The 18,438-nt window shown below is 48.4% G+C and carries 17 protein-coding genes and 2 other annotated features; all 17 genes read left to right on the top strand.

Annotation, left to right across the window (positions count from 1 at the left end; all coding sequences use genetic code 11):
• Position 1: 1 nt before the first annotated feature.
• The 17 genes from gltX to rpoC all read left to right on the top strand — a co-directional run bounded on the left by gltX (position 2) and on the right by rpoC (position 18,383).
• A complete protein-coding gene (gene gltX, locus HPY27_RS28510) occupies positions 2-1,468 on the top strand; it encodes a glutamate--tRNA ligase (RefSeq protein ID WP_173624362.1) in 1,467 nt (488 codons plus the stop codon).
• 27 nt (positions 1,469-1,495) lie between these two features.
• Positions 1,496-1,758, top strand: a binding site (T-box leader).
• 163 nt (positions 1,759-1,921) lie between these two features.
• Positions 1,922-2,587: a serine O-acetyltransferase gene (gene cysE, locus HPY27_RS28505; protein ID WP_012683965.1), complete on the top strand. Its 666-nt coding sequence runs from the start codon at positions 1,922-1,924 to the stop codon at positions 2,585-2,587.
• A complete protein-coding gene (cysS, locus tag HPY27_RS28500) occupies positions 2,568-3,974 on the top strand; it encodes a cysteine--tRNA ligase (protein WP_017247033.1) in 1,407 nt (468 codons plus the stop codon). The genes cysE and cysS overlap by 20 nt, the downstream gene beginning before the upstream one ends.
• Before the next feature lie 17 nt (positions 3,975-3,991).
• A complete protein-coding gene (locus HPY27_RS28495; protein ID WP_017247034.1) occupies positions 3,992-4,396 on the top strand; it encodes a Mini-ribonuclease 3 in 405 nt (134 codons plus the stop codon).
• A 1-nt stretch (position 4,397) separates the two neighbouring features.
• The gene (gene rlmB / locus HPY27_RS28490) at positions 4,398-5,153 is read left to right on the top strand and encodes a 23S rRNA (guanosine(2251)-2'-O)-methyltransferase RlmB (RefSeq protein WP_012683967.1); all 756 of its coding nucleotides are present in this window, start codon (positions 4,398-4,400) and stop codon (positions 5,151-5,153) included.
• 1 nt (position 5,154) lies between these two features.
• Positions 5,155-5,679, top strand: a complete 525-nt coding sequence (locus tag HPY27_RS28485; RefSeq protein WP_174226497.1) for an NYN domain-containing protein — start codon at positions 5,155-5,157, stop codon at positions 5,677-5,679.
• An 83-nt stretch (positions 5,680-5,762) separates the two neighbouring features.
• Positions 5,763-6,413: an RNA polymerase sporulation sigma factor SigH gene (sigH, locus tag HPY27_RS28480; protein ID WP_005828894.1), complete on the top strand. Its 651-nt coding sequence runs from the start codon at positions 5,763-5,765 to the stop codon at positions 6,411-6,413.
• A 237-nt stretch (positions 6,414-6,650) separates the two neighbouring features.
• The gene (gene rpmG, locus HPY27_RS28475; protein ID WP_003392018.1) at positions 6,651-6,800 is read left to right on the top strand and encodes a 50S ribosomal protein L33; all 150 of its coding nucleotides are present in this window, start codon (positions 6,651-6,653) and stop codon (positions 6,798-6,800) included.
• The gene (secE, locus tag HPY27_RS28470; protein ID WP_012683970.1) at positions 6,800-7,048 is read left to right on the top strand and encodes a preprotein translocase subunit SecE; all 249 of its coding nucleotides are present in this window, start codon (positions 6,800-6,802) and stop codon (positions 7,046-7,048) included. The genes rpmG and secE overlap by 1 nt, the downstream gene beginning before the upstream one ends.
• Before the next feature lie 45 nt (positions 7,049-7,093).
• Positions 7,094-7,630, top strand: a complete 537-nt coding sequence (nusG, locus tag HPY27_RS28465; protein WP_017247036.1) for a transcription termination/antitermination protein NusG — start codon at positions 7,094-7,096, stop codon at positions 7,628-7,630.
• Between the two features lie 186 nt (positions 7,631-7,816).
• Positions 7,817-8,242, top strand: coding sequence for a 50S ribosomal protein L11 (rplK, locus tag HPY27_RS28460; protein ID WP_005828886.1), 426 nt, complete (start codon positions 7,817-7,819; stop codon positions 8,240-8,242).
• An 89-nt stretch (positions 8,243-8,331) separates the two neighbouring features.
• Entirely contained in the window at positions 8,332-9,015 is a 684-nt protein-coding gene (gene rplA, locus HPY27_RS28455) for a 50S ribosomal protein L1 (RefSeq protein ID WP_017247037.1), read from the top strand.
• Between the two features lie 42 nt (positions 9,016-9,057).
• Positions 9,058-9,221: a sequence feature (ribosomal protein L10 leader region), on the top strand.
• 24 nt (positions 9,222-9,245) lie between these two features.
• Positions 9,246-9,761 (top strand): 50S ribosomal protein L10, encoded by a 516-nt coding sequence (rplJ, locus tag HPY27_RS28450; protein ID WP_012683973.1) that lies wholly within the window; start codon positions 9,246-9,248, stop codon positions 9,759-9,761.
• 55 nt (positions 9,762-9,816) lie between these two features.
• A complete protein-coding gene (rplL, locus tag HPY27_RS28445) occupies positions 9,817-10,179 on the top strand; it encodes a 50S ribosomal protein L7/L12 (RefSeq protein ID WP_007716218.1) in 363 nt (120 codons plus the stop codon).
• Between the two features lie 102 nt (positions 10,180-10,281).
• The gene (locus HPY27_RS28440) at positions 10,282-10,878 is read left to right on the top strand and encodes a class I SAM-dependent methyltransferase (RefSeq protein ID WP_017247038.1); all 597 of its coding nucleotides are present in this window, start codon (positions 10,282-10,284) and stop codon (positions 10,876-10,878) included.
• Between the two features lie 309 nt (positions 10,879-11,187).
• Positions 11,188-14,727, top strand: coding sequence for a DNA-directed RNA polymerase subunit beta (gene rpoB / locus HPY27_RS28435; RefSeq protein WP_017247039.1), 3,540 nt, complete (start codon positions 11,188-11,190; stop codon positions 14,725-14,727).
• A gap of 29 nt (positions 14,728-14,756) precedes the next feature.
• The gene (gene rpoC, locus HPY27_RS28430) at positions 14,757-18,383 is read left to right on the top strand and encodes a DNA-directed RNA polymerase subunit beta' (protein WP_017247040.1); all 3,627 of its coding nucleotides are present in this window, start codon (positions 14,757-14,759) and stop codon (positions 18,381-18,383) included.
• Positions 18,384-18,438 lie beyond the last annotated feature (55 nt).

Genomic DNA, 18,438 nt, shown 5'->3' with positions numbered 1-18,438 from the left:
AATGGCGAAAGAAATTCGCACTCGTTATGCGCCGAGTCCTACGGGGCATTTACACATCGGCGGTGCGCGAACAGCGCTCTTTAATTATCTTTTTGCGAAACATCACGGTGGTTCGTTCATCGTTCGGATTGAAGATACGGACCAAACGCGCAATAAGGAAAATGCGGACGAAGAGCAAATGAAAAACCTGAAATGGCTCGGCGTAACATGGGAAGAAGGTACAGACGTTGGTGGACCATATGGACCGTACCGTCAAACAGAACGCCTGGACATTTATCGGAAATATATCGATCAACTGCTGGCAGAAGGCAAAGCGTACTACTGCTACGCGACAAAAGAAGAGCTGGATGCAGAACGTGAAGAACAGCTCGCGCGTGGAGAAACACCGCGCATTCTGGAAAAGCACCGCCATGTAACGGACGAGCAGCGTGCTCAGTACGAAGCAGAAGGGCGAGTGCCATCCATTCACTTCCTCGTTCAGGATAATCGCGAGTATGTCGTGAACGACCTGATTCGTGGCCAGGTAACATTCGACTCCAACGAGATGGGCGATTTCGTTATTTGCCGTCCGGATGGAATTCCTACATACAACTTCGCCGTTGTAGTGGATGACTATTTGATGAAAATTAGCCACGTCATTCGTGGAGAAGAGCATCTGTCCAACTCGCCTCGTCAATTGATGATTTATGAAGCGTTTGGGTGGGAAGCGCCTGACTTTGCTCACTTGGCACTGATCCTCAACCAAGATGGCAAAAAGATGTCCAAGCGCGACGAGAGCATTCTTCAGTTCATTGAACAGTACCGTGACCTCGGCTTCTTGCCAGAAGCAATCGTGAACTTCCTTGTTCTTTTGGGATGGTCTCCAGGTGGCGAAGAAGAGATTTTCTTAATGGAAGATCTGATTAAGCTGTTCTCAATGGACCGCGTGAACAAGTCGCCAGCTGTGTTTGATGCAACGAAGATGAACTGGATGAACAACTTCTATTTGAAGCGTCAACCGCTGGATATGATTACAGACATGTGTATCCCGCATCTGCAAAAAGCAGGCTTTATCGAAGAGAATTTGTCTGCTGAGAAGCGCGAATGGGTTCGCAGTATCGTAGGCCTGTACCAAGAGCAAATGTCCTACTGTGCGCAAATCGTTCCGTTGGCAGCTCTTTTCTTCCTCGACGAAGTGGTGTACGATGAAGAAGCAACTCTGGTGCTAAAAGAACCGCAATTGCCGGAAGTGCTTGCTTCCTTTGTGAAACACCTTTCTGCCCAAGATGCATATAATGTGGATGTTATTAAAGCGGTACTCAAAGACGTGCAAAAGGAAACGGGTCACAAAGGCAAGGCATTGTTCATGCCGGTCCGTGTAGGAGCAACTGGTCAGGCGCATGGTCGTGACCTGGCGGAGACGTTGTATCTGCTTGGACGCGACAAGGTGATTGCACGTGCAGAGCAAGTAATTGCAAACGGTCAGTAAGTATTGGCTGGTTTTCTTTTATAAATAATGAATGCGACGATCAGGAGAAGTACAACAGTCTGCACATCTACAGAGAGGATGGATAGGTGAGAGCCATCTGGTGTGCCCTGTATGGAAATGCCCCTGTGAGCAATGAGCTGAACCTATCTTTTTGAAAAGATATCAGTAGGCGCCATCGGCTTCCCGCCGTTATCGGGATATGAGCGAGATTTGCTCATGACTGTTGTGAGTTTTTTGTGACAGTGATGACGATCTAAGCAGAGTGGAACCACGGTAAACCCGTCTCTGTCCCTTCGTGTTTTTTGAGGGGATAGGGACGTTTTTTATTTTTTTGAAAAGGTAGTTCAAAAAGTGGTTCTCGCTATTTTCTCAATGCTGAAAAGACAACTTTTTGAACCCTGACATTGAGGTTGAACGTGAGCAGGTAAATCAGGCAGGAGGTGCCACCCAAAAATGTTAGCACAGATGAGAGATGACATTCATGCTGTTTTTGAACGAGACCCGGCTGCGCGAAGTACGCTGGAAGTCGTTATGACCTATTCCGGTTTGCACGCGATATGGGGGCACCGGATTGCCCACAGGCTCTGGAAGGCTGAGCTGTGTACACTCGCCCGAATTGTCTCTCAACTATCCCGTTTTTTCACGGGAATTGAGATTCACCCGGGCGCAACAATTGGCCGCGGCCTGTTCATTGACCATGGCATGGGTGTTGTGATCGGAGAGACGTGCGAAATCGGAGACAATGTAACGATTTACCAAGGGGTTACACTCGGGGGAACAGGTAAGGAAAAAGGAAAGCGTCACCCTACAATCGGCAATGATGTCATTATTGCTACGGGAGCAAAGGTGTTGGGCTCCTTCAAAATTGGCGATAATTCAAAGATAGGGGCTGGTGCCGTTGTCTTGCAGGAGGTACCGCCTAACTCGACCGTAGTAGGAATCAAGGGACGCATCGTCATCCAGGATGGCAAGCGGGTCAAAAATGATCTGGACCATGTAAATATGCCAGACCCGGTAGCGGATACGATTCGTATGATGCAAAAGGAAATTGATCAGTTACGTAAAGAATTGGAGCTTTTGAGGGAGGATAAAAAGAACGATGGGCATTCAGCTGACTAACACGATGACGCGGCGAAAGGAACCGTTTCACACATTGGAGCCAGGGAAGGTAAAAATGTACGTGTGCGGTCCGACCGTGTACAACTACATCCACATTGGAAATGCGCGCCCTGCCATTGTATTTGATACACTTCGCCGTTACTTGAAATATCGTGGCTACGAAGTGACATTCGTGCAAAATATTACGGACGTAGATGACAAACTGATTCGTGTGGCGAATCAGGAAGGTGTCACTGTCAAAGAAGTGGCGGATCGATACACGGATGCGTACAACGCTGATCTGAAATCACTAAACGTACTGCCACCTGATATTCAACCGCGAGTGATGCAGACCATTCCGGAGATCATTGAATTCGTGCAAGGGCTGATTGAAAAGGGCTTTGCCTACGAGAGTGAAGGTGACGTCTATTTCCGCACTGGACGTTTTCAGGAATACGGAAAACTTTCGCATCAACCGTTGGATGATTTGCAGGCAGGAGCTCGTGTAGAAATCAACGAGAAAAAGGAACATCCCCTGGACTTTGTCCTTTGGAAAGCGGCTAAGACCGGAGAAGTTACCTGGGGCAGTCCGTGGGGCGAAGGAAGACCGGGATGGCATATTGAGTGCTCGGCGATGGCCCTGAAGTTTTTGGGTGAGGAAATCGATATCCATGCGGGCGGAACAGACCTTGTGTTCCCGCACCACGAGAACGAAATTGCCCAGTCGGAATGCTTTACGGGTAAAGTCTTTGCTCGCTACTGGCTACACAACGGCATGCTCAATATCGATAACGAAAAAATGTCCAAATCCCTCGGGAATTTCTTGCTTGCACGCGATCTTTCGGAGAAATTCGGCGGTCAATTAATTCGCTTCTTTATGCTTCAGGGGCACTATCGCAACCCGATCAATTTTAGCGAAGAGTTGATTGAACAGGCGGCTAATGGTCTAGATAGAATTAAGACCGCGCATACGAATCTGTCTCATCGTCTGGATACCGTGCGCGCAGAAGAGCCGAATGATCAGGCACAGGAGCAGGCACGAATCATTGGAGAGCTTCGTGAGCGTTTTATTGCTGAGATGGATGATGATATCAATACAGCGAATGCCATTACCGTTATTTTTGACGTTGTGAAGGAAGCCAACCTGTATTTGCGTCATCAAAATGTAGGCGAAACTGAAGTTCGTGCGTACATGGATTTGTTGGTGGAGTTGACGGAGGTTCTTGGTCTTGAAATTGCAGAAGAGCAGGAACTGTTGGATAGTGAGATTGATGCGTTGATCGAAGAGCGCACAGAAGCTCGCAAAGCAAGAAACTTTGCCCGTTCTGACGAAATCCGCGATCTGCTCGCAGCAAAAGGAATCGTGCTGGAGGACACGCCACAAGGTGTTCGCTGGCGTCGAAAATAAGGGGCCGAAGAAAATAGATGCAAAAAGAAGAACTAACCCGAGATCCTAATCTGACAAATCCACTCGTGCTTGCCTTCCTCGGGGATGCTACCTATTCACATTGTGTTAGGTATCATTTGATCGCCAAGGGGCTGGTTAAACCAAACCAGCTCCACAAGGCGGCCAACCGCTATGTTTCAGCGAAAGCACAGGCCAATGTGTTGTTGACGTTAATGCCCACATTGCCGGAGGAAGAACTGAATGTAGTGAAGCGGGGGCGGAATGCCAAATCCGGTTCCAGTGCCAAAAACGCCGATATTATCGACTACCGTCATGCAACGGCTTTTGAAGCATTGATCGGGTACCTGTACTTGTGTGGAAAAGAAGAGCGGATCGCTGAAATTGTGCAGCAGGCTTTTGCCATAGTGGAAGGAGAATCGTGAAATGAGTGAAGAGTGGATTCTGGGGAAAAACCCCGTCATCGAGGCTTTGCGATCGGGGCGTACGATCAATAAGATTTGGGTTGCAGAGGGAACGAATAAAAATTTGATGGGACCTGTCTTTGCTTTGGCAAAAGAACAGGGTGTCATTGTGACGACAGCGAACCGCAAAAAGCTGGATCAGCTCGTGTCGACGGACAACCATCAGGGTGTAGTGGCTTCTGTTGCTGCTTACGATTACGTAGAAGTAGACGATATTTTGAAGCGGGCAGAGGAAAAAAACGAGGCGCCGTTCATTTTGCTGTTGGACGAGCTGGAAGATCCGCATAACCTCGGTTCGATCATGCGTACAGCCGATGCAGTCGGTGCTCATGGTGTCATCATTCCAAAACGACGTTCTGTCAGTCTTACGGCAACAGTGGCAAAAGCTTCGGCAGGGGCGATCAACTACGTGCCGGTAGCGCGAGTGACGAATTTGGTTCGTACCATGGAAGAGCTCAAAGAACGCGGTGTTTGGATCGCAGGAACAGACGCGAGTGCCAAACAAGATTTCCGCCAGGGTGATTATACGATGCCGCTCGCGATTGTCATTGGCAGCGAAGGAAAAGGCATGAGTCGCCTCGTTCGGGAAAACTGTGATTTTCTGTACAGCCTTCCGATGGCGGGCAATGTTACCTCACTCAACGCTTCTGTAGCAGCTGCCTTGTTGATGTATGAAGTCTATCGCTCCAGGAGTCCAATTCCAACGCGGGTGAAATGACATGTCAAAACGAAAAGCCAAGCAGCTGTTGATCGTAGATGGATACAATATCATCGGCGCCTGGCCCGATCTGCGCCTGCTGAAGGATCAAGAGCGGATGGACGAGGCGCGTGATCAGTTGATCGCAAAAATGGCAGAATACCAGAGCTACACAGGGACGAAGGTTATCATCGTTTTCGATGCGTACAACGTTCCTGGCATTGGCCGTCAAATGGAAGACTTCCAGGTTGAAGTCTATTTCACGAAGAAAAAGGAGACGGCTGACGAAAAAATAGAGCAGTTAGTCTCCGAATTTCACAATAAAAATCGACAAATTTATGTGGCAACTTCTGACTATACGTCACAACGTGTCATATTTGGGCAGGGAGCTTTGCGCAAATCTGCCCGGGAGTTGTTGCTCGATATGGAAAATGTGGGGAAAGAAATCAAGAAACAAGTCGAAAAAACGCAAGAAGACGGCTTCTCCAGGCGGATTACGCTGAATGATGAAATAGCGAAAATATTCGAAAAATGGAGAAGGGAATAACTTGGATTCGGTTGACGCTTTTTTACGGCATCATGTATAATAGCGCTATCTATTGGAGAAACCGGTTGGCGGAGGGATCATTTGTGAGTGTTGACCTCAAGGAGTTAAAACATGCCCAATATGAACTAATGACCGACGAAGAAGTAGTCGACCTGGTTCGCGATAATGACGCCGAAGCTTTGGAGTATTTGATCAACAAATACAAAAACTTCGTCCGTGCCAAAGCGAGATCCTATTTTCTTATTGGGGCTGACCGCGAAGACATCGTGCAGGAAGGGATGATCGGACTGTACAAGTCTATTCGCGACTTCCGAGGAGACAAGCTCACGTCGTTCAAAGCATTTGCCGAGTTGTGTATTACCCGTCAGATCATTACCGCGATCAAGACGGCGACACGCCAAAAGCACATCCCGCTCAATTCTTACGTGTCACTGGACAAGCCTATCTACGATGAAGATTCTGACCGCACGTTACTCGATGTGATCTCGGGAACAAAAGTGACCGATCCAGAGGAATTGTTTATCAATCGGGAAGAGTTCGATGATATCGAGGGCAAAATGAGTGAAATCTTGAGTGATTTGGAGCGCCAGGTTCTCATGCTCTATTTGGATGGACGATCCTATCAGCAGATTGCCGTCGAGCTGAAGCGTCACGTCAAGTCTATTGATAATGCATTGCAGCGAGTAAAGCGCAAGCTAGAGCGCTATTTGGAAGGAAGAGAGATTCATCTGTAGAGAATCTCTCTTTTTATTTTGGAAGCAAAAGGACTTCTTCTTGTCAAGTCATTTTGTTTGACATGGGTATTTCGGTATGATAAATTTATTTAGGTAGCCATAGACTCTTATCTCTCTGTTCTATGGTTACTTAGGTGAATGAAATGGTCTGGAAAAAGTAGCGGTTTTCCCGTACTATTTATCATCGGGGTACTTTTAACTAATAGCAGGTTTGAAATGAGATGGAGGTGGCAATAAATGCGAGTAAACATCACGTTGGCGTGCACCGAGTGTGGCGAGCGTAACTATATCTCCACGAAGAACAAGCGCACCACTACTGAACGTGTTGAACTGAAAAAGTATTGCTCCCGTGACAAGAAGCAAACCCTTCATCGCGAGACGAAGTAATGGTTGATGCGACGAAGTCAGGGGGTGGCAAAGTGGGTTTTTTATCACGAATCGGAGCCAGTTTTCGCCGTACCGGTGGTTTTTTTAGTGACGTAATGTCCGAACTAAAGAAAGTCCGTTGGCCTAACCGTAAAGAGTTGACAACCTATACGCTTGTTGTACTCGTTACGGTTGTGCTCCTGGCAATATTCTTCTTCGTCGTTGATTTGGGTATCTCGCGCTTGATCGATTTGATTCTAGGAACGTAATTATGCAAGTCTTAGGAGGGACGGACGGTTATCGTCCTGTTGGATATGGAAAAAGCATGGTATGTACTTCATACGTACTCAGGTTACGAAAACAAGGTTAAAACAAATCTGGAGAAGCGGCTCGAGTCGATGGGCATGGAAGACAAGATCTTTCGCGTTCTTGTTCCCACTGAAGAAGAGGTGGAAACCAAGGATGGTAAGAAGCGCACCGTCACGAAAAAAGTGTTTCCTGGATACGTCCTTGTTGAAATGGTGATGACGGACGACTCTTGGTATGTCGTGCGCAACACTCCTGGGGTTACCGGCTTTGTCGGATCCACGGGCGCCGGCTCTAAGCCGACAGCGCTGCGTCCTGAAGAGGCCGATACGATTCTCAAGCAAATGGGAATCGAAATTCCCAAGATCAGAGTCGATTATGCTCTCCGCGATATGGTGCGCGTCATAGATGGTCCATTTTCCAATCGCACCGGGGAGATTATCGAGATTCACCCGGACAGGCAGAAGGTTCGCGTATTGGTGGACATCTTCGGTCGCGAAACACCGGTAGAGCTAGACTTTACACAAGTTCAAAAATTGGATTAGGATTCAACTTGAAAAGTATCGCGCTATGTGGTACATTTCATTTTGTTTTAACAATCCCACAACATTAATTGGGGTTTCTTGCACTCTCACTATAGATCGAAAGTCTTTTACATAGAGACTTTCAAAAAACGGTGGGAGGGGGCATTCCCCCGTAATAACCACATGTGAAGTAAGGAGGTGTGTTACGTGGCTAAGAAGGTTATCCGCGTAATTAAATTACAAATCCCAGCAGGTAAAGCGAATCCTGCACCTCCAGTAGGTCCGGCTCTCGGTCAAGCTGGTGTAAACATCATGGGATTCTGTAAAGAATTCAATGCTCGCACTGAAAGCGAAGTAGGTATGATCATCCCGGTGGAAATCACCGTGTTTGAAGACCGTTCTTTCACTTTTATCACAAAAACTCCTCCAGCTGCAGTTCTGTTGAAGAAAGCTGCTGGTATCGAGTCTGGTTCTGGCGTACCAAACAAAACAAAGGTTGCTACGCTGAAGCGTGATAAAGTTCGTGAAATCGCAGAACTGAAGCGTCCTGACCTGAATGCTGCATCGGTAGAAGCGGCTATGCGCATGGTAGAAGGTACAGCTCGTTCTATGGGTATCGTAATCGAAGACTAATTGTCTTGAGTGCAAGGGGGCACAGACGTTGTGCCCCCCTGTCTGTGGGAGGATCAACCGCTACGACCACATTGAAGGGAGATTTAATCATGGCGAAAAAAGGTAAGAAATATCAAGAGGCTGTAAAGCTCGTTGATAAAAACAAAGTATACGAAGTAGCAGAAGGTATTGAGCTGGTTAAAAAAGCAGCTACTGCTAAGTTCGATGAAACTGTTGAAGCAGCTTTCCGTTTGGGTGTAGACCCTAAGCGTGCTGACCAACAAATCCGTGGCGCTGTTGTATTGCCACATGGTACTGGTAAAGTACAACGTGTTCTCGTATTCGCTAAAGGCGAAAAAGCAAAAGATGCAGAAGCAGCTGGCGCAGACTTCGTAGGCGATGCAGACATGATCGCGAAAATTCAAGGTGGCTGGTTCGACTTTGACGTTGTAGTAGCTACTCCTGACATGATGGGTGAAGTAGGTAAATTGGGTCGTGTACTCGGTCCAAAAGGCCTGATGCCAAACCCTAAGACCGGTACGGTTACTTTCGATGTAACAAAAGCGGTTAACGAAATCAAAGCAGGTAAAATTGAGTACCGCGTAGACAAAGCAGGTAACATCCACGCTCCGATCGGTAAAGCATCCTTCGATGCTGACAAGCTGGCTGACAACCTGGCTGCTCTGACTGACGCACTGAACCGTGCGAAACCAGCTGCAGCAAAAGGTGTTTACATGAGAAATGTAACCCTGAGCTCCACTATGGGCCCTGGTGTACGCGTAGCTGTAAAATAATGACACTTGACTTCCTTTATGGGAGTTGTTAAGATAGTCCCTGTTGATGAAAAGAATATGCCGTAGACAGAAGGCGCGGTGCTTGTGAGAGTAACGCTTAATATCCCTCCGAGGCGTGTAATGTACGAATGAGGAAACGCTGTTTTCCTTTGACGATATAGCATTATGCCCTCGTGAGTCTGCGAGGGCATTCTTCATTTTCTAGGATTAGAGCACGGGAGGTGTAATCAATGGCAGAAATTCGTCCAACCGTTATTCGTGAAGAAAAGGTACAAGCGATCAACGAAATCGCAGCTAAGCTTCGCGAAAGCCAAACTACAGTGGTAGCTGACTACCGCGGTCTGACAGTAGCACAAGTAACTGAGCTCCGTAAGCAATTGCGTGAAGCTGGTGTTGAGTTCCAGGTGTTGAAAAACTCCCTGACTCGTTTGGCTACTGAGAAGGAAAGCCTGACTGAACTGGATCAATATCTGACTGGACCAAACGCTCTGGCGTTCTCCAAAGACGATATCATCGCTCCAGCGAAAGTTATCGCTGAATTCGCTAAGAAAAACGACAAGCTGGAAATCAAGGGTGGCGTTATCGAAGGTAAAGTAGTTGATGCTGAGCAAATTAAAGCTTTGGCTTCCCTACCAAACCGCGAAGGTCTCTTGTCCATGCTTCTCTCCGTCCTGCAAGCTCCTATGCGCAACGTTGCATTGGCAGTCAAAGCAGTGGCAGAACAAAAAGAAGGTCAAGGCGCGTAATCGCCTGATCGGCTAATTTCAAAAAAATACTATTCCTTGAATGGAGGATTTACAAATGTCTAAAGACCAAATCTTGGAAGCCATTAAAGGCATGTCCGTTCTCGAACTGAACGATCTGGTAAAAGCAATCGAAGAAGAATTCGGCGTAACTGCTGCTGCTCCTGTAGCTGTAGTTGCTGGTGGCGGAGCAGAAGCTGCTGCTGAGCAAACTGAATTCACTGTTAACCTGGTAAGCGGCGGCGCTTCCAAAATCAACGTAATCAAAGTTGTTCGCGAGCTGACTGGCTTGGGTCTGAAAGAAGCAAAAGACCTGGTAGACAACGCTCCAAAAACACTCAAAGAGGGCGTTTCCAAAGACGAAGCAGAAGCTCTCAAAGCAAAACTCGAAGAAGCTGGCGCACAAGTAGAAGTAAAGTAAGTTAGCTTCCTTTAGGATATCCCCTTGCCTGCGGCAGGGGGATTTTCTATAAGCTTTTGATGATAGAGGTTTTCGTAAACGATGAGGAAGGGTGAATCACACGTGGCAGACCATTACTATACCAATCAACCGGGTGCTGCACATGATGAACAGCAATTTACGTTCAATCTCCGTGGTAATGAACTTCGCTTCATAACGGATGCTGGCGTTTTTTCCCGAGACCGGATTGACTTTGGAAGTGTATTGCTCATCGAGAACATGGAAATCCCCAGTCATGCGCGTGTGCTGGATGTGGGATGCGGGTATGGTCCGATGGGGTTGACGGCTGCCAAGCTTGCTGATCATGGTCGGGTGACGATGATCGACGTGAACGAGCGTGCGGTTAACCTGGCTCGTCGTAATGCAGAAGCAAATGGAATAAAAAATGTTGAGCTTCGAGTGAGTGATGTCTACAGCGGCGTGCAAGGCGAGCAGTTTGATGTCATTCTGACCAATCCGCCGATTCGTGCGGGTAAGGAAATCGTTCATCGCATTTTTGTAGAGGGATACGACCTGTTGGTAGAAGGTGGAGAAATGTGGGTTGTCATTCAGAAGAAGCAAGGAGCCCCATCCGCATTGAAGAAGCTACAGGAAACGTACCGCGAAGTAATAGAAATTGATCGGGAAAAAGGCTATCACATATTCAGGGCAATCAAATAAGCAAGAAGAAATCATTAGAAAAGTTTTCTTGACGTGAATAATTGAATGTGATAGCATTATAAAATGTCAATATGGGATAAATGTCTATTTTTCAGCAATTCCCTGTCTGTCAAGCGTTTCTACTTTTTTCCTGAGATAGGAATGTTTGCGTGAAAACATGGGAATTCTTTTAAAATAGAGTTTCTCTGGGTTAAAAATGGTTGAAACTACTTTAACCCATTTTTATTTTTAGGCATTCGAATGCGACTGAAAGAAGTTGCCGAATGCCGAGTTTCTATGTGTGAAAACACAACCTGAGGGGTGAATAAGTTGGCAGGTAAAGTGATTCAAAGTGGCCGACACCGCCAGCGTCGTACGTATTCACGTATTAACGAAGTGCTGGGCCTTCCAAATCTCATCGAGATTCAACAAAAGTCCTACCAATGGTTCCTTGATGAGGGGCTCCGTGAGATGTTCCAAGACATTTCGCCAATCCAGGACTTCACAGGTAATCTCGTGCTGGAGTTTATCGACTACAGTTTGGGAGAGCCGAAGTACGATGTTGACGAGTCGAAAGAACGTGACGTCACCTATGCGGCGCCTCTGCGTGTGAAGGTACGTTTGTTGAACAAAGAGACGGGAGAAGTGAAGGAACAAGAAGTCTTCATGGGGGATTTCCCGCTCATGACCGAAACGGGAACCTTCATTATTAATGGTGCTGAGCGCGTTATTGTCAGCCAGCTTGTTCGTTCCCCCAGTGTATATTACAACACCAAAGTGGACAAAAACGGCAAGCAGACGTTTACAGCTACAGTAATCCCGAACCGGGGTGCTTGGCTGGAGCTGGAGACCGATGCGAAAGACGTAATTTATGTCCGCATCGACCGTACGCGAAAAATCCCGGTAACGGTTCTTTTGCGTGCGTTGGGCTTTGGTTCTGACATCGAGATTCTCAACTTGCTGGGTGAAGATGAATACATCAAGAACACGCTGGAAAAAGACAATACCGATTCTACGGAAAAAGCGCTCATCGAAATCTACGAGCGTCTTCGTCCGGGCGAGCCGCCAACAGTCGAAAATGCGAAGAGCCTCTTGATCTCTCGTTTCTTCGACCCTAAGCGCTATGACCTGGCTTCTGTTGGTCGTTACAAAATGAACAAGAAGCTTCATCTGAAAAACCGTCTGTACAACCAACGTTTGGCTGAAACATTGATCGATACCACTACAGGTGAAATTTTCGCCGAAGCCGGTCAAATGATTGACCGTCGTGTATTGGAACGCATTGTGCCAGCTCTGGAAGGCAGCATCGGATTTATTGACGTTCGCACGCATGGCGGCGTTCTAGAAGATGAAGCAATCCATTTACAATCTATCAATATTTTCTCTCCGATCGAAGATGGCAAGATCATTAAAGTAATCGGAAACGGAAATGTAGATAAGTCCTTCAAGCATATTACGCCGGCGGATATCGTATCGGCGATCAACTATTTCATGAATCTGCTGCACAGTGTTGGTTCCACAGACGATATCGACCACTTGGGTAACCGTCGTCTGCGATCCGTGGGTGAGCTTCTGCAGAACCAGTTCCGTATCGGTTTGTCCCGTATGGAGCGTGTGGTTCGTGAGCGTATGTCCATCCAGGATCAGAACCAAATTACACCGCAAGCTCTCATTAACATCCGTCCAGTGATTGCATCACTGAAGGAGTTCTTTGGTAGCTCGCAGTTGTCTCAGTTCATGGATCAAACAAACCCATTGGCTGAGCTGACACACAAACGCCGTCTGTCCGCACTCGGACCTGGTGGTTTGACGCGTGAGCGCGCGGGCTTCGAAGTGCGTGACGTTCACCATTCCCACTACGGTCGTATGTGTCCAATTGAGACGCCGGAGGGACCAAACATTGGTTTGATCAACTCCCTGTCTTCCTTTGCACGCATTAACGATTACGGATTCATCGAAACGCCTCGTCGGAAAGTAGATCCGGAAACAGGCTTCGTGTTGACTGATATCAGCTATTTGACGGCTGATGAAGAAGACGTGTTTAACGTGGCACAGGCAAATCAGCCGCTTGATCACGATGGCCGTTTCGTAAACGACATGGTTATCTGCCGTCGTAAAGGTGAGATCTTGAGCGTACCGCGCGACAAGGTAGACTTCATGGACGTTTCGCCAAAGCAGGTTGTATCCGTAGCGACTGCGCTGATTCCGTTCCTCGAGAACGATGACGCCAACCGCGCACTGATGGGTTCAAACATGCAGCGGCAGGCCGTTCCGCTTTTGATTCCACAAGCACCGTTTGTCGGTACTGGTATGGAGCATAAAGCAGCGCAAGACTCCGGCGTGGCGATCGTTGCCAAGAATCCGGGTCAAGTAGAGCGCGTAACGGCTCGCGAAATCTGGATTCGTCGTTACCAAGAAATCGACGGTAGAAAAGTTGCCGGCGATCTCGATAAATACAAAATGCACAAGTTTATCCGTTCCAACCAAGGTACCTGCATCAACCAGCGTCCAATTGTAAGCACTGGAGACTGGATTGAAAAAGGCGATATCATTGGGGACGGCCCATCCACTGAAAAAGGTGAATTGGCTCTCGGTCGTAACGTAATCGTTGCGTTTATGACGTGGGAAGGATACAACTACGAAGACGCGATTCTTCTGAGTGAAAAACTTGTAAAAGATGACGTGTATACGTCTATCCATATTGAAGAATACGAGTCCGAAGCTCGCGACACCAAGCTGGGTCCAGAGGAAATCACTCGCGATATTCCAAACGTCGGGGAAGATGCTCTGAAAAACCTGGACGAACGCGGTATCATCCGTGTTGGTGCGGAGATTCAGGACGGCGACATTCTCGTTGGCAAGGTTACTCCTAAAGGGGTTACTGAGCTGACAGCAGAAGAACGCCTCTTGCATGCCATCTTCGGTGAAAAGGCTCGTGAAGTTCGTGATACATCCCTGCGCGTACCGCATGGTGGGTCCGGTATCATCGTAGACGTAAAAGTATTTACGCGTGAGAATGGCGACGAATTGCCACCAGGCGTAAACCAACTCGTTCGCGTTTACATCGCCCAAAAACGGAAAATCTCCGTGGGTGACAAAATGGCCGGTCGACATGGTAACAAAGGGGTTATCGCCCGCATCATGGCGGAAGAAGATATGCCGTTCCTGCCAGATGGCTCTCCAGTAGAGATCGTACTCAACCCGTTGGGCGTACCTTCGCGTATGAACATCGGTCAGGTATTGGAGACTCACTTAGGTATGGCAGCGAAGCTTCTGGGTATCCACGTAGCAACGCCGGTATTCGACGGTGCACGTCAGGCAGAAGTATTCGAAACGTTGGAAGAAGCAGGTCTGGATCGTGACGGAAAAACGATCTTGTTTGATGGTCGTACAGGTGAACCATTTGACCGCCGTGTAACAGTTGGTTGTGTATACATGCTGAAACTGGCTCACTTGGTCGATGATAAAATCCATGCTCGTTCTACAGGTCCTTACTCTCTTGTTACGCAACAGCCATTGGGTGGTAAAGCTCAATTTGGTGGTCAGCGTTTCGGGGAGATGGAGGTTTGGGCATTGGAGGCATACGGTGCTGCCTACACCTTGCAAGAAATCCTCACTGTCAAGTCGGATGACGTCGTGGGCCGCGTGAAAACGTACGAAGCGATCGTTAAGGGCGAAAACGTTCCAGAACCAGGTGTTCCAGAGTCCTTCAAGGTATTGATCAAGGAACTCCAGAGCTTGGGTATGGACGTGAAGATTCTGTCCGGTGATGAGCAGGAGATTGAAATGCGTGAAATGGAAGACGAGGATGAAGGTAACGGTGAAAAACTGAACCTCGTTCTCGAAGGCGGAAGCTTGAACGAAGAGTAAGATTCCGGTACCAAGGGAGGTAACGCCCTGTGATTGACGTGAACAACTTCGAATATATGAAGATCGGCTTGGCTTCCCCCGATAAGATCCGTTCGTGGTCTTTCGGGGAAGTAAAGAAGCCAGAGACGATCAACTACCGCACACTGAAACCGGAAAAAGACGGCTTGTTCTGCGAACGCATCTTTGGACCAACCAAGGACTGGGAATGCCATTGCGGTAAATACAAGCGTGTTCGTTATAAAGGTGTAGTGTGCGACCGTTGTGGCGTGGAAGTGACCCGCGCCAAAGTACGGCGTGAGCGTATGGGGCACATTGAGCTGGCTGCCCCAGTTTCTCACATCTGGTACTTCAAAGGGATTCCAAGCCGTATGGGCTTGGTGCTCGACATGTCCCCTCGTTCCTTGGAGGAAGTTATCTACTTTGCTTCTTACGTAGTAACCGATCCGGGTGACACTCCTCTCGATAAAAAGCAATTGCTCTCCGAAAAAGAGTATCGCAACTATCGTGAGAAATACGGCCACTCCTTCCAAGCGATGATGGGAGCAGAAGCGATTAAGCGCCTGCTTGCTGAAATCGATCTGGATAAAGATGTGGAAACGTTAAAAGAAGATTTGAAAACGGCACAAGGACAGCGTCGCAACCGTGCGATCAAGCGCCTGGAAGTGCTCGAGGCGTTCCGCAACTCCGGTAACCACCCGGATTGGATGGTTCTCGACGTACTGCCGGTTATCCCGCCGGAGCTTCGTCCAATGGTTCAGTTGGATGGTGGACGTTTTGCCACTTCCGACTTGAATGACCTGTATCGCCGTGTAATCAACCGTAATAACCGTCTGAAGCGCCTGCTCGAACTGGGTGCTCCTGACATTATCGTACAAAACGAGAAACGCATGCTGCAGGAAGCAGTAGACGCGCTCATCGACAACGGTCGTCGTGGACGTCCGGTAACAGGACCAGGTAACCGTCCTTTGAAATCTCTCAGCCACATGCTGAAAGGTAAACAAGGTCGTTTCCGTCAAAACCTGCTCGGTAAGCGTGTTGACTACTCCGGTCGTTCCGTTATCGTTGTAGGACCTAACCTGAAGATGTATCAGTGCGGTTTGCCAAAAGAAATGGCGCTGGAGCTCTTCAAGCCGTTCGTGATGAAAGAGCTGGTTTCCAAAGGCCTCGCTCACAACATCAAGAGCGCAAAGCGCAAGGTTGAGCGCGTTCAGCCAGAAGTTTGGGACGTTCTCGAAGACGTTATTCGCGAGCACCCGGTACTGTTGAACCGTGCCCCCACCTTGCACCGTCTGGGTATCCAGGCTTTCGAACCAGTTCTGGTTGAAGGTCGTGCGATCCGTCTGCATCCGCTCGTTTGTACAGCGTACAACGCGGACTTCGACGGTGACCAAATGGCGGTTCACGTTCCGTTGTCTGCTGAGGCACAGGCGGAAGCCCGTATCCTCATGCTGGCAGCGCAAAACATCTTGAACCCGAAAGACGGTAAGCCGGTAGTAACACCATCCCAGGATATGGTGCTTGGTTCCTACTACCTGACGCTGGAACGCGAAGGCGACAAAGGCGAGGGTACGATTTATCGCGATCCTCACGATGCGATTGCCGCTTATCAGCAAGGCTTTATCAGCCTGCATACGCGCATCGCTCTGCCAGCGAAACGCCTGAACAAAACCAGCTTTACTGAGCGTCAAGAGAACTCGCTGATCGTAACGACAGTAGGTAAAGTAATCTTCAACGAAATTTTCCCTGCTGATTTGCCGTTCATCAATGCACCGACTAGGGCTAACCTGCAAACGATGGTTCCAGATGAGTGCTTTGTATTTGATAAAGGTACAAATGTTTCGGAGTTCATTAAAAACCTCCCAGATCCGGGTGCTGTTAAAAAAGGATTCTTGGGAACCATTATTTCCGAGTGCTTCCGTCGCTTCGGTACGATGAAAACATCCATGATCCTCGACAGAATTAAGGAACTGGGCTTCACGTATTCGACGAAAGCAGGTATTACGATTGCCGTAGCGGACATCGCGGTACCAGGAAAGAAAAAAGACATCCTTGATGCGGCAGATGAGAGAGTTGCAACTGTCATGACGCAATTCCGTCGTGGTTTAATTACCGAAGACGAGCGTTACGACCGCGTTATCTCTATCTGGTCCAAGGCCAAGGATGAGGTAACAGAAGTATTGATGAAGTCCATGGATAAGTTCAATGCGATCTTCATGATGGCGAACTCCGGTGCCCGTGGTAACGTATCCCAGATCACTCAGCTGGCTGGTATGCGCGGTCTGATGGCAAACCCATCCGGTCGAATCATCGAGTTGCCGATTAAATCCAACTTCCGTGAGGGTCTGACGGTATTGGAATACTTTATCTCCACGCATGGTGCGCGTAAAGGTCTCGCCGATACAGCGTTGCGTACAGCGGACTCGGGCTACCTGACTCGTCGTCTGGTAGACGTTGCTCAAGACGTGATCGTACGCGAAACCGATTGTGGAACAGATAAAGGTATCCGAGTAACAGCAATCAAGGATGGTAAAGAAGAAATCGAGAAGCTGTCTGACCGTCTGACAGGACGTACTTGCTTCGAGACTTTGCGCCACCCTGAGACGAAAGAAATTATCGTGCACCGCAATGAGGAGATCTCTGAAGAGGTTGCCGAGTATATCGAAAAAGAAGGTATTACTTCCGTATATATCCGTAACGTACTTGCTTGCCGCACCAGCCATGGTGTTTGCAAACTGTGCTACGGACGCAACCTGGCGACAGGTGCCGAGGTGGAAGTGGGAGAAGCGGTTGGTATTATCGCTGCTCAGTCCATTGGTGAGCCGGGTACCCAGCTGACCATGCGTACCTTCCATACCGGTGGGGTTGCGGGAGACGATATTACCCAAGGTTTGCCGCGTATTCAGGAGTTGTTCGAAGCGCGTAATCCAAAAGGGCAAGCAGTCATCTCCGAGATCGATGGTGAAGTCGTCGACATTCGCGAAGGGAAAGATCGTCGCGAAATCGAAGTACGTGGAGAAGCGGAAAACAAAGTGTATGCAGCACCGTATGGCTCTCGCATCAAGGTTTCTGTTGGTGTCAAGCTGAATGCTGGTGATGAGCTCACGGAAGGTTCCGTAGACCCGAAAGAAATGCTCAAAGTTCGTGGCATGCGCGGCGTTTCCAACTACATCTTGCAAGAGGTACAAAAAGTTTACCGTATGCAAGGGGTAGAAATTAACGACAAGCACGTTGAGGTTATGATTCGCCAGATGCTGCGCAAACTGCGCGTCATCGACAGCGGAGATACTGACCTCTTGCCAGGCTCCTATGTAGAGGTACCAGAATTTGAAGTAGCGAACACAAAAGCGCTCATGGAAGGCAGAAGTCCAGCAGTAGGTCGTCCGGTTCTTCTCGGGATCACCAAAGCATCCCTCGAAACCGACTCCTTCCTGTCGGCAGCATCCTTCCAGGAGACGACTCGTGTTCTTACCGATGCAGCGATCAAAGGAAAAGTGGACCGCTTGCTAGGTTTGAAAGAGAACGTTATTATCGGTAAGCTGGTTCCAGCAGGTACCGGTATGTCACGTTACCGCAATGTAAAAGTTGCTAGCCAAGTAGATTACGAAGCAGAGCTGGAAGCAGCGAAGGCTGAGCAAGAAGCAGTTTCTGTAGAGTAATTGCGGGAAAGGCGCCCATCACCAATTGGTGGGCGCTTTCCTAAATAAAAAATAT

The organism is Brevibacillus sp. HB1.1 (genome assembly GCF_013332445.1).
Classification (GTDB): Bacteria; Bacillota; Bacilli; order Brevibacillales; family Brevibacillaceae; genus Brevibacillus; species Brevibacillus porteri.
Note: the sequence above shows the minus strand (reverse complement) of the source record. Positions and strands in the feature narration are given on the sequence as shown.

What these genes read in the sequence shown, in the direction of transcription:
- gltX (WP_173624362.1), top strand. Translation starts at nt 2, where the DNA reads ATGGCGAAAGAAATTCGCACTCGTTATGCGCCGAGTCCTACGGGGCAT.
- cysE (WP_012683965.1), top strand. Translation starts at nt 1,922, where the DNA reads ATGTTAGCACAGATGAGAGATGACATTCATGCTGTTTTTGAACGAGAC.
- cysS (WP_017247033.1), top strand. Translation starts at nt 2,568, where the DNA reads ATGGGCATTCAGCTGACTAACACGATGACGCGGCGAAAGGAACCGTTT.
- HPY27_RS28495 (WP_017247034.1), top strand. Translation starts at nt 3,992, where the DNA reads ATGCAAAAAGAAGAACTAACCCGAGATCCTAATCTGACAAATCCACTC.
- rlmB (WP_012683967.1), top strand. Translation starts at nt 4,398, where the DNA reads ATGAGTGAAGAGTGGATTCTGGGGAAAAACCCCGTCATCGAGGCTTTG.
- HPY27_RS28485 (WP_174226497.1), top strand. Translation starts at nt 5,155, where the DNA reads ATGTCAAAACGAAAAGCCAAGCAGCTGTTGATCGTAGATGGATACAAT.
- rpmG (WP_003392018.1), top strand. Translation starts at nt 6,651, where the DNA reads ATGCGAGTAAACATCACGTTGGCGTGCACCGAGTGTGGCGAGCGTAAC.
- secE (WP_012683970.1), top strand. Translation starts at nt 6,800, where the DNA reads ATGGTTGATGCGACGAAGTCAGGGGGTGGCAAAGTGGGTTTTTTATCA.
- nusG (WP_017247036.1), top strand. Translation starts at nt 7,094, where the DNA reads ATGGAAAAAGCATGGTATGTACTTCATACGTACTCAGGTTACGAAAAC.
- rplA (WP_017247037.1), top strand. Translation starts at nt 8,332, where the DNA reads ATGGCGAAAAAAGGTAAGAAATATCAAGAGGCTGTAAAGCTCGTTGAT.
- rplJ (WP_012683973.1), top strand. Translation starts at nt 9,246, where the DNA reads ATGGCAGAAATTCGTCCAACCGTTATTCGTGAAGAAAAGGTACAAGCG.
- rplL (WP_007716218.1), top strand. Translation starts at nt 9,817, where the DNA reads ATGTCTAAAGACCAAATCTTGGAAGCCATTAAAGGCATGTCCGTTCTC.